The following is a 9,764-nucleotide window of genomic DNA, read 5'->3' as shown; positions in this document are numbered from 1 at the left end:
CACCCGCCCCGACGTCGGCCGATCCAGCGTCCCCAGGATGTTCAGAAGCGTGCTCTTCCCGCACCCGGAAGGCCCCACCACCGCCACCGACTCGCCCGGGGCCACCGCGAAATCCACCCCGCGCAGCACCGGAACGCCCCCGTCCGCCGAGCCGTAGGACTTCGTCACTCCCACCAGTTCCGCCAGCGGACGATCGGTCATGGAATCGCGCCTTATGCTAGCCGGTTTGTGGCCGCGCCACAACCTACGGGCGGCCGTACGCGACCACCCCGCCGTCGTCCCCTCCCACGATCACCACGCCTCCCGCCACCGCCGGGGACGTCAGCTCGTCGGCCACCTCCTCGCTCCACACCGCCCCGCCCGTCTCGAGATCCAGAAGATGAAGCCTTCCGCCCGCTGAAACCACGACGCGATTCCCCGCGATCACCGGCGACTGCGGCTTGCGACCCGCGTCGAAAACCCAGGCCCTTTCCCCCGTTCCGCGCCGAAGGCCGTACACCTTTCCCTCCGACGTCCCGAAAACGACGAACCGCTCGTTCACCGCCGGCGTCGTGAACGCCTCGGACGTGTTGTCGCCGTTGGCCCAGAGCAGCCGGCCCGCCGCCACGTCCACCGCCACCAGCCGCCCCCCGCGCGTCCCGGCGAACGCCACCCCCTTCGAGATCGCCGTCCCCCCGGCCACCTGGCTGTCCTCCCCCAGCTCCACGTCGAACGCCTTCCCCCCGCTGTCCGCCTTGAACACATGGAGCGCCGACGCGCAGCTGCCCAGAACCACCCAGCCGCCCCCCACCGCCGCCGATCCGTCGCAACGCTCCAGCGGCCCCGTCTTCCAGATCTCGCTTCCCTTCTCGAGGTCCACGCAGGCGAGCGATCCGTCCGACTGCGAAACCGCCACGATTCCCACCCGGCCGCCCCCCGCCTCCACGCGGTTGGGCGTCCCCTGCAGCCGCCCGGCGACCTTCGCCGACCAGAGCGCCTTCCCCGTCGCCGCGTCGAACGCATGAAGCGTCCCGCCCTCCGACCCGACCACCACCCTCCCGGCGACGTACAGGGGCGGCGTGCCGAACGGGTCCCCCGCCGGCTCGGCCTTCCAGGCCGGCCGGCCCGACCGATCGAGCGCCACGAGCGCCTTGCCCCGCGCGGCCACCACGAAAATTTTCCCGCCCCCCACGACCGGCGTCTGCTCGACCGGGCCGTCCGCCTCGAACCTCCAGAGCCGCGCCGGCCGGTCGGGCGGCGCCGCCGCCGCCACGCCGTCCAGCGTGTAGCCGCCGTGGTACGTGGGCCACTCCTCGGCTCCCTGCGGCGCCGCCGCCAGAAGCCCTCCCCACGCCACCGCGCACACCCAGCCGCTAACGCACCCCATGCGAAGCCACCGCCTTCCCGTACACCGCCAGCATCTCCCGCGCCATCCGGTCGAGCCCGAAGTTTTTCACGACGGACTCCCGCCCCCGGCGGCCCAGCTCCCGCCGCTGCCGATCGTCCGCCAGAAGCTTCCCCAGCGCCCGCGCCAGGGCTTCCGCGTCGTTGGGCTCGTACAGAATCCCGCCCCCCGTCGCCTCCACGAGCTCCGGGAACGCCCCCAGCCGCGGCTGCACCACCGGCACCCCCGCCGCCAGAGCCTCCAGCAGGAACGTGCCGAACGCCGCCCCCGAGGGGGCCGGAACGCTGAGCACGTGCACCGTTTCCAGAAACTCCCGGCGCCGCGCGGGATCAAGCTCCGGGAAAATCCGCACCTCCCCCTCCAGCCCCGCCTCGGCGAACCGGTCCCGAAGGCCTTCCACGAACTCCTCGTCGTCCGACGTCATCCCTCCCGCCAGGTGCAGCCGCACGTCGCCGAACGCCCCCGAGCGGCGCAGGCGGAGAAAAGCCTCGGCCAGAATTTCGAGCCCCATCGACGCGCACAGGCGCGCCAGGTACCCGATCGCGGGCGGCCCGGACCGGGCGGCCGGAGGCTCCGGCCCCGGCTCGATCCCCGGGTAGACCACGTGCAGGCGCTCCGGCGGAATCCCGAGACGCTCCCGCATCGCCTCCGCGAAAAAGCGGCTCACGGCCACGAACGCGTCCACCTCCCGTCCCATCCGGGCCATGGCCTCCCAGCAGCGCGCGCGGTAGGGTTCCTCCATGGCATCCACCCAGACGTCCTCGTCCTGCATCGTGCAGACGACCGGAAGTCCGAACCGCTTCTGAACCGCCGCTCCGATCCCCGCCAGAAGCGGACTTGAGAGATGCACCGCATCGGGCCGCTCCTGCGTCTCGATCCACCGGAGCAGCCGCTCCAGCTCCTTGCGCTGGCGGCCTTCCTCCCCCAGAAGCACCGAAAGCGTCATCTCCCCCAGCTCCGCCGCCCGCACGGACCCCGCGCTGCGCGCCGCCAGCCGCAGGAGCGGCCGCGCGTCCAGGAGGCGGTCCACCCACCGCGGCGTCTTGCGGAAAAACGCGAACTTCTGCTGCAGATACGCGTTGATTCCGCCGTAGAAAATCGGCCCCGAGGGAATCCCGTCCAGCGGGTCGGCGAACTGCGGAAGATAAAGCGGCGCCACCCGCACCTCGTGCCCGGCCGCCCGCAGCGCCCGCGCCAGCGCCACGTCCCGCACGCAGTTCTCGCAGTAGAACCGGTCGCCGGACCCGGGCATCACGTAAACGATCTTCATCCGAATCCCCTCAGGATACCATGTCACCGCACGTCGAGGCAGATGAGATCGCCCTCGCCGTTGCGGACATAGATCCGCCCCTGCGCCAGAACCGGCGCCGTCCAGTTTCTGGCCCGGGGGGAAAGAACCGGCGCGCGGGCCAGCTCCCGGTATCCCGCCGGAGAAGCCTCCGCCACCACCAGCACCCCCTTGCGGTCGATCGCCACGATCCGGCCGCCCGCGACGATCATGTTTTCGAATCCCCCCTTCTGCGCCCACCTCAGGCGCCCCGTCGCCGCCTCGAGGCAGCGAAGCTCCCCGTTGGGGGTGTTGCCGTCCACTCCGTAGATGTGACCCTCCCAGAAAACGGGGCTGGCGAACTGGCCGCGGAAATCCTTGTTCCGCCAGACCGGCCGCAGCCCGCCGCCCGCGGGCTCCAGAAGCGCGCCTCCCGTCTCCCATCCGGACGTGATGAACAGCCGCCCTTCGCAGGGAAGAGGATCCGCGGCGTTGGCGTCGAACGGCGTCCGCCAGCCGAACGAGGCCGCCGCCGCGCCGCTTTGCGGATCGACCAGCCGGAGCTCCGAGGCGCCGAAGAGCGCCACAAGATCCCGATCCCCCAGCCGAACGAGAACCGGCGAGGCGTACCCCCCGGCGCCCGGCGGGCCGGCCCAGAGCTTTTCGCCCGTGTCCTTGCGGAGCGCCACGCCCCCCGCGCCCGCGTTGTAGATCACGGCGTCCCCCCAGACCAGCGGCGATCCGGTGATCCCGTAATCCGGCACGCGGGCGCCGAAGTCCTCGACGAGATTCTTCTGCCACCTCGCTTTTCCGGAACCGGCCTCCAGGCAGAACGCGTGACCCTGGCGGCTGAGCGTGTAGAGAAACCCGCCGTCGAGCGCCGGCGTCGCCCTCGGCCCGGCGAAATTCCCCGGCGGACAGACATAGGCGAACTGCCACGCCGGACGGCCGGTGGCCGCGTCCAGGCAGACCACCCGGTCCCGCCCCGCGACGTTGCCGAGCGTGTAGAGCCGCCCCTCCGCGACGAGAACGCTCGAATGGCCCTCCCCGACGTTCGTCCGCCAGAGGACCTTCGGGGCCGGAAGGAGCGCCTGGGGACGCCAGTCCGCCTCCCGCGAAACGCCCGTCCCTTCCGGCCCGCGCCAGCGCGGCCAGTCGGATCCGGCGGCGACCAGGACCAGCAGGACCCCAACCCGCTCCATGGAGTCGATGCAGCCTCCTCCGGTAACAATACACGCGCCCCGGGCGAAGACGGAAATCGTCTGACCCGGCGCGGCCGGAATGGTATAGTCCCCCAACGGTCCCGAACTCCGGCTTGTTATGTAACCGGATGGTCATGGCCCCCATGGCAGCCGAGGAAATCCGCTACCGGCGGTCCCGTTTCGCCACGCGCCTGGCGGCCGACCGACTCTACACGGCCGGCCATTACTGGCTGCGCGAGACGGAACCCGGCCTGTGGCGGGTGGGACTGACCCAGTTCGCGTTGCGCATGCTCGGCGAAATCGTGGATCTGGGCTTCGACGTCGCCTCCGGCTCGGCCGTCCAGCTCGGCCAGGCGGTCGGATGGCTTGAAGGCTTCAAGGCGGTTTCCGACCTCTACGCTCCCTTCGCCGGCACGTTCGAGGGCGGAAACCCCGCGCTCGACAAGGGCGCCGGAATCGTCCGGAAGGACCCCTACGGCGAAGGGTGGCTCTTCGCCCTCCGGGGGACCCCGGGCGAAGGTTGCATAGACGTTCACGGATACGTCTCCGTGCTCGACGCGACGATCGACAAAATGCTGGGCAAGCGCCATGAATCCGGATCGGCCGAATAAGGCGCGCTACGTCATGATCGGCGGCTTCCTGGGGGCCGGGAAGACGACGGCGGTCGCCCGCCTGGCGCGTCTTTTGTCGGATCGCGGCCTGCGCGTGGGGCTCATCGCCAACGACCAGTCGAGCGGACTCGTGGATACCGGACTCCTCCGCTCCAAGGGCTTCGCGGTCGAGGAGATCGCCGGGGGCTGCTTCTGCTGCCGGTTCAATTCCCTGCTCGAGGCCGCCGAAAAGCTCACCCGCGAAACCCGCCCGGACCTCTTCGTCGCCGAACCCGTGGGGAGCTGCACGGACCTCGTGGCGACCGTTTCCTACCCGCTCCGGCGCATCTACGGAGACCGCTTCTCGATCGCCCCCCTGAGCGTGCTCGTGGATCCCCTGAGGGCCGCGCGGGTCCTGGGGCTGGCGCCCGGCCGCCCGTTCTCCGACAAGGTCCTCTACGTCTACCGCAAACAGCTCGAGGAGGCCGACGTCATCGCCGTCAACAAGATCGACCTTCTGACGCCCTCGCAGCGCGAGCGGCTGGTCGCGGCGATCTCGGACGCCTTCCCCCGCGCCGAAATCTTCCGCGTCTCGGCGAAAGAGGGGACCGGCCTGGACGCCTGGTTCGAGCGCATCCTGACGGCCGAGGGCCGCAACGGCGCGTCGATGGAGCTCGACTACGACCTGTACGCCGAAGGGGAGGCGCTCCTCGGATGGCTCAACGCCACGGTGCGCCTGACGTCCCCGGCGCCGTTCGATGCCGACGCGGCGCTCGTTTCCCTGGCGCGGGACATCCGGGACACCCTGGCCGCCGCGCGGAGCGAGATCGCCCATCTCAAGATGACGCTCGACGCGGGCGATCCGACCGGTCTCCTTTCGGTCGTGAGCGTCGTCCGCACGGACGGGGAGCCGGACCTGCGGGAATCGCTGCCCGAGCCGGTCGGATCGGGAACGCTTGTGGTGAACCTCCGCGCCGAAGCGGACCCGGAGTTCCTGAAGGAGACCGTCGAACGGGCCCTCGTCGCCTTCGCGTGCCGGGGCATCCGGGCGGAGGTGGAGCATCTGGAGCGCTTCCGCCCCGCCCGCCCCCAACCCACGTACCGCCTGGCCGAAGGAGGCGCCCCGTGAGAATCCTCTACTGCCACTGCGCGTATGCGAAAGTGGTTCCGTCCGAGACGAAGGAAGAGGTCCTCCGGCGGCTGTGCGCCTCCGGGGCCGCCTTCGACGCGGTCCCGGATCTCTGCGACATGGCGGCGCGGCAGGATCCGGCGCTCAAGCGTCTCGCGGAAGGCGGGGACGGACTCCGGATCGCGGCCTGCTACCCGCGGGCGGTCCGCTGGCTCTTTCACGCGGCGGGAGCCCCCCTTCCCGCCCAAGGCGTCGAAATCCTCAACATGCGCGCCGAAAAGGCCGAGGAAGTCGCCCGGCGGCTGACCGACGGAGAGGGATCGTGAACGCGACCGAGGGCAGGAATCTCCGGGTGGTCCTCTACGAAGGGCCCGGCGGCGCGCCGCTGGAGCCGGCGGAGCGCTTCCGTCTGGTGCAGGGTCTGCTTCAGGAGGGCTTCGAAGTCGCCCGCCCGGCGGACGGGGCGGCCGTGTCTCCTCCGGACGGCGCGCCGGTTCTTCTTCTCGGACGTTTCGACGGTCCTCCTCCGGCGTCCGAGGAACCCCGCCTCTTCGTCCGGGACCTGGGGGCGGCCGACCCGGTCGCCGCCGCCCGCGAGGTCCGGGAGGCCGCCGGCGCCCGCCGGCTGGGCGCCTGGAAGCCCTGGTTCCCGGTCATCGACTACGAGCGCTGCACGAACTGCATGCAGTGCCTGACCTTCTGCCTGTTCGAAGTCTACGGCGTGGACGAGCGGCAGACGATCCGGGTGCAGCACCCCGACCATTGCAAGACGGATTGCCCCGCCTGTTCGCGGGTGTGCCCCGAGGCGGCGATCATGTTTCCCAAGTACAAGAGCGGCCCGATCAACGGGGACGCCGTGCGGCCCGAGGACGTGAAGCGCGAGGCGATGAAGGTGGACATTTCGGCGCTTCTGGGAGGGGACCTCTACGCGGCGCTCCGCAACCGCACCCGCGAGGCCCGCAAACGCTTCTCCACGGAGCGCGACGAATCCCGGGCGCTTCTGGAGCGCAAGCGCTGCCTCAAGGAGCTGGGCAAGGAGCTCGACATCCCCGACGAGGTCCTCATGAGCCTGCCCTCCGTGGAAGACATCCAGGCCCGGGCCGAGCGCGCCCGCGCCAAGATGGCCGCCCGGCAGGCCCGCTCGCAGACGGTCAAGGACGCGGCGCGCCCCCCGGCGACGCCCGAACAGTGGGGGATCTGATGAAAGCGCCGCTCGCGTTCGCCTGGAGGCTGTGGAGATCGACGGAGCCGCGGCTCCTCTGGAAGATGGCCTACAACTTCGCCTGGAAGGGCATGCGCTCCGTCCAGCGCTTCAAGGCGCGCCTCCGGGAGGGCAAGCACTTTCCGCCTTTTCTCTACATCTCGGTCACCAACAGCTGCAACCTGCGCTGCCAGGGGTGCTGGGTGGACGTGGACAAGCCCCACCACGCGATCCCGTTCGCGGACCTGGACCGGGCGATCCGCAGCGCCAAGCGGCACGGCAACAGCTATTTCGGAATCCTGGGCGGCGAGCCCTTCCTCTACCCCGACCTCCTGCGGCTCCTGCGCGCCCACCCCGATTGCTACTTCCAGATCTTCACGAACGGCCACTACCTGACCGACGCCGTCGCGGCCGAGCTCCGCCGGGCGGGGAACGCCACGCCCCTCGTCAGCATCGAGGGCAACGAGATCGTCAGCGACGTCCGCCGGGGCCGCAAAGGCGTCTGGGAGCGGACGCTGGCCGGACTCCGCGCGGCCCTGCGGCAGCGCCTCATCACCGGCGTGGCCACCAGCGTCTGCCGGAGCAATTTCGACGACCTCGTGCGGGAATCCTGGATCGACCGGCTGATCGAGATGGGGGTGCACTACGTCTGGTTCCACACCTACCGCCCCGTGGGACCCAAGGCCGCGCCGGAGCTGGCCCTTTCGCCCGACGAGGTCGTGGCCCTCCGGCGGTTCGTCGTCGACATGCGCAACCGCAAGCCCATCGCGATTGTGGACGCCTACTACGACGACGAGGGACGCGCCCTCTGCCCCGCCGCCACGGGCGTCAGCCACCACATCGGTCCCCTCGGGGACGTCGAGCCCTGTCCGATCATTCAGTTCGCCTCGGAGACGATCCGCGACCACGGCGGCGATCTCTACCGGACGATGACGGAGTCGCGGCTCCTGGACGACTTCCGCCGCACGGCGGCCCGGGCCACGCGGGGCTGCATCGTGCTCGAACGGCCGGATCTGCTGCGGGAGCTCGTGGACCGCCACGGAGCGCGGGACACGACCCTACGGCGCGCCGCGCGCGCGGAGCTGGCGGCCCTGGCGCCCCGGCCCAGTCAGCATCAGCCCGGCCGGGAAATCCCGGAGGAAAACTGGTTCTATCGGTTCGCCAAGAAGCACTGGTTCTTCGGATTCGGGGCTTACACGTAGCATGACCCCCCACGATGGAGCGACTTCCGGCAACGGCCACGGCGTGCCCGTGACCCTGCGGTTCGGCCCCCGCGCGGGCGTGACGCTTCCGCCCATGGTCCCGCGCCAGCGCTACCGCCCCGCCCAGTCGAACATTCCCGACGACAAGCGGGTCCGCTCGCTTCTCATGCGGGCCGCGATCGACCACGTCCGGCGCACGGGCGCGGTGCCTCCGATCCCCCTGGCCGAGCTCCGCGAGCGCTCCGCGACGGTCCTGCGGGAGACGGGAACCGACCCCAAGTACGCCGACTTCGTGGCGGTGCTCCTTTCGAACGCCGCCTGGCGCGACAGCCTGGCCCGGATCCCGTACGACCGGCGGCTTCTGCTCCTGCCCAAGTGCCTCCGTGTGGAGGAAAAGTGCCCCGCCCCGTTCGACGAATTCGGCCTGCTCTGCAAGGAATGCGGCCTCTGCTCCATCCAGGACCTTTCCGTCGAAGCCGAGCGGCTGGGCTACGCCGTCCTCGTGGCCGAAGGCTCCGCCCTCGTCCGCCAGCTCATCGAAACCGGAAAGATCGAAGCCATCGTGGGCGTGAGCTGCCTCAACGTCCTGGAACGGAGCTTCCCGCACGTCGAAGCCGCGGCGATTCCGGCCGTCGCGATCCCGCTCCTTCAGGACGACTGCGTCAATACCACCGTCGATCTCGACTGGGTCTGGGAGTACATCCACCTGACCTCGGCGGACAAGACCTACCGGCTGGATCTCGACGCCCTCAAGGAGGAAGTCGGCGGCTGGTTCGCCCCCGGGGCGCTCGAGGAACTCCTGGGGCCCGCCGCGGACGAAACCTCCCGGATCGCCCGCGCCTGGCTGGCCAAGGCGGGAAAGCGCTGGCGCCCGTATCTGGCGGCGTGCGCGTACCTGGCGCTTCAGTCGGACCGCCGCGACGAGCCGCCTCCCCGCCCGCCCGACCTCCGCAAGCTCGCCGTGGCCGTCGAATGCTTCCACAAGGCCTCCCTCATCCACGACGACATCGAGGACGGGGACGACCTCCGCTACGGAGAGCCCGCCCTCCATGCGGAGACGGGCGTGCCCGTGGCGCTCAACGTGGGCGATTTCCTGCTGGGCGAAGGCTACCGGCTGCTTTCGGAGCTTTCCGTGGAACCGGCCGTGCGCGTGGACATGCTCCGCGCGGCCGCCGAGGGACACCGAACGCTCAGCCTCGGACAGGGGGCGGAGCTTCTCTGGATGCGCCGTCCGGAACCCCCCGCCTCCCTCGAGGTGCTCGAGATCTTCCGGCAGAAAACCGCCCCCGCGTTCGAGGTGGCGCTCCGCCTGGGGGCGCTCCTGGCCGGGGCGGACGCGGAAACGCACGAGGCGCTCCGCACCTACAGCGAGTCGCTCGGCATCGCCTACCAGATCCGAGACGATCTGGAAGACTGGCGGACCGAAGGCGATGCCTCCGACCTCGAGCGCCGGCGGCCGTCCCTGATCCTGGCGATCGCCCACAAGCGCGCCGGGCCGGGACGGGAGCGCGACGTCGTCGAGGCCCTCATCCGCGGCCGCGCCCGGCCCGCCGAGGTCGCTTCCGAGCTCCGCGCGATCCTCCAGGAACGGGGCGTGCTCGAGAAGGCGGAGGAGCTTCTCGAGGCGTACAAGGAGCAGGCGGTCCGCTCCCTCCGGTTCCTCTCGAACGCGACCCTCAAGGGGCTGCTCCGCCGCGTCGTGGGCAAGATCTTCGGGGAGCGCCTGATCGAGGGGTACTGCAAGGAGTTCGAGGCCCGGAACGCGGGGCGCCCCTCCTGAGCGGCCGTT

10 protein-coding genes are annotated in these 9,764 nt (G+C 70.7%); 6 read left to right on the top strand and 4 right to left on the bottom strand.

Annotation, left to right across the window (positions count from 1 at the left end; translation table 11 throughout):
• The 4 genes from VNO22_18530 to VNO22_18515 all read right to left on the bottom strand — a co-directional run.
• Positions 1–201: ATP-binding cassette domain-containing protein (locus VNO22_18530; protein HXG63374.1), on the bottom strand; the 201-nt coding region annotated here is incomplete at its 3' end.
• 43 nt (positions 202–244) lie between these two features.
• On the bottom strand, positions 245–1,366 hold the full coding sequence (locus VNO22_18525) for a PQQ-binding-like beta-propeller repeat protein (protein HXG63373.1): 1,122 nt from the start codon (positions 1,364–1,366) through the stop codon (positions 245–247).
• Positions 1,353–2,654: a glycosyltransferase family 4 protein gene (locus VNO22_18520; GenBank protein HXG63372.1), complete on the bottom strand. Its 1,302-nt coding sequence runs from the start codon at positions 2,652–2,654 to the stop codon at positions 1,353–1,355. Before VNO22_18520 ends, VNO22_18525 begins: the two co-directional genes overlap by 14 nt.
• A gap of 23 nt (positions 2,655–2,677) precedes the next feature.
• Positions 2,678–3,853 carry a PQQ-binding-like beta-propeller repeat protein gene (locus VNO22_18515; GenBank protein ID HXG63371.1) on the bottom strand — a complete coding sequence of 392 codons (1,176 nt, stop codon included), beginning with the start codon at positions 3,851–3,853 and terminating at the stop codon, positions 2,678–2,680.
• Positions 3,854–3,987: 134 nt separating this feature from the next.
• Between VNO22_18515 and VNO22_18510 the strand changes: the two genes are divergently transcribed.
• Genes VNO22_18510 through VNO22_18485 form a run of 6 tightly spaced genes read left to right on the top strand, consistent with a single transcriptional unit; the run spans position 3,988 to position 9,755 of the window.
• The gene (locus VNO22_18510; protein ID HXG63370.1) at positions 3,988–4,464 is read left to right on the top strand and encodes a glycine cleavage system protein H; all 477 of its coding nucleotides are present in this window, start codon (positions 3,988–3,990) and stop codon (positions 4,462–4,464) included.
• Complete coding sequence (locus VNO22_18505; protein HXG63369.1) at positions 4,442–5,572, top strand: GTP-binding protein; 1,131 nt, start codon at positions 4,442–4,444, stop codon at positions 5,570–5,572. The genes VNO22_18510 and VNO22_18505 overlap by 23 nt, the downstream gene beginning before the upstream one ends.
• Positions 5,569–5,898, top strand: a complete 330-nt coding sequence (locus tag VNO22_18500) for a hypothetical protein (GenBank protein HXG63368.1) — start codon at positions 5,569–5,571, stop codon at positions 5,896–5,898. The genes VNO22_18505 and VNO22_18500 overlap by 4 nt, the downstream gene beginning before the upstream one ends.
• On the top strand, positions 5,895–6,773 hold the full coding sequence (locus VNO22_18495; GenBank protein HXG63367.1) for a ferredoxin family protein: 879 nt from the start codon (positions 5,895–5,897) through the stop codon (positions 6,771–6,773). The genes VNO22_18500 and VNO22_18495 overlap by 4 nt, the downstream gene beginning before the upstream one ends.
• Positions 6,773–7,975: a radical SAM protein gene (locus VNO22_18490; protein ID HXG63366.1), complete on the top strand. Its 1,203-nt coding sequence runs from the start codon at positions 6,773–6,775 to the stop codon at positions 7,973–7,975. Before VNO22_18495 ends, VNO22_18490 begins: the two co-directional genes overlap by 1 nt.
• 1 nt (position 7,976) lies before the next feature.
• On the top strand, positions 7,977–9,755 hold the full coding sequence (locus VNO22_18485) for a polyprenyl synthetase family protein (GenBank protein ID HXG63365.1): 1,779 nt from the start codon (positions 7,977–7,979) through the stop codon (positions 9,753–9,755).
• Positions 9,756–9,764 lie beyond the last annotated feature (9 nt).

It is taken from the genome of Planctomycetota bacterium (assembly GCA_035574235.1).
Classification (GTDB): domain Bacteria; phylum Planctomycetota; class MHYJ01; order MHYJ01; family JACPRB01; genus DATLZA01.
The sequence above is the reverse complement of the archived record's forward strand: the minus strand, read 5'-3'. Positions and strand labels throughout refer to the sequence as shown.

Coding starts and splice junctions, on each gene's coding strand:
- VNO22_18525 (HXG63373.1), bottom strand. CDS start 1,366: ATGGGGTGCGTTAGCGGCTGGGTGTGCGCGGTGGCGTGGGGAGGGCTT.
- VNO22_18520 (HXG63372.1), bottom strand. CDS start 2,654: ATGAAGATCGTTTACGTGATGCCCGGGTCCGGCGACCGGTTCTACTGC.
- VNO22_18515 (HXG63371.1), bottom strand. CDS start 3,853: ATGGAGCGGGTTGGGGTCCTGCTGGTCCTGGTCGCCGCCGGATCCGAC.
- VNO22_18510 (HXG63370.1), top strand. CDS start 3,988: ATGGCCCCCATGGCAGCCGAGGAAATCCGCTACCGGCGGTCCCGTTTC.
- VNO22_18505 (HXG63369.1), top strand. CDS start 4,442: ATGAATCCGGATCGGCCGAATAAGGCGCGCTACGTCATGATCGGCGGC.
- VNO22_18490 (HXG63366.1), top strand. CDS start 6,773: ATGAAAGCGCCGCTCGCGTTCGCCTGGAGGCTGTGGAGATCGACGGAG.
- VNO22_18485 (HXG63365.1), top strand. CDS start 7,977: ATGACCCCCCACGATGGAGCGACTTCCGGCAACGGCCACGGCGTGCCC.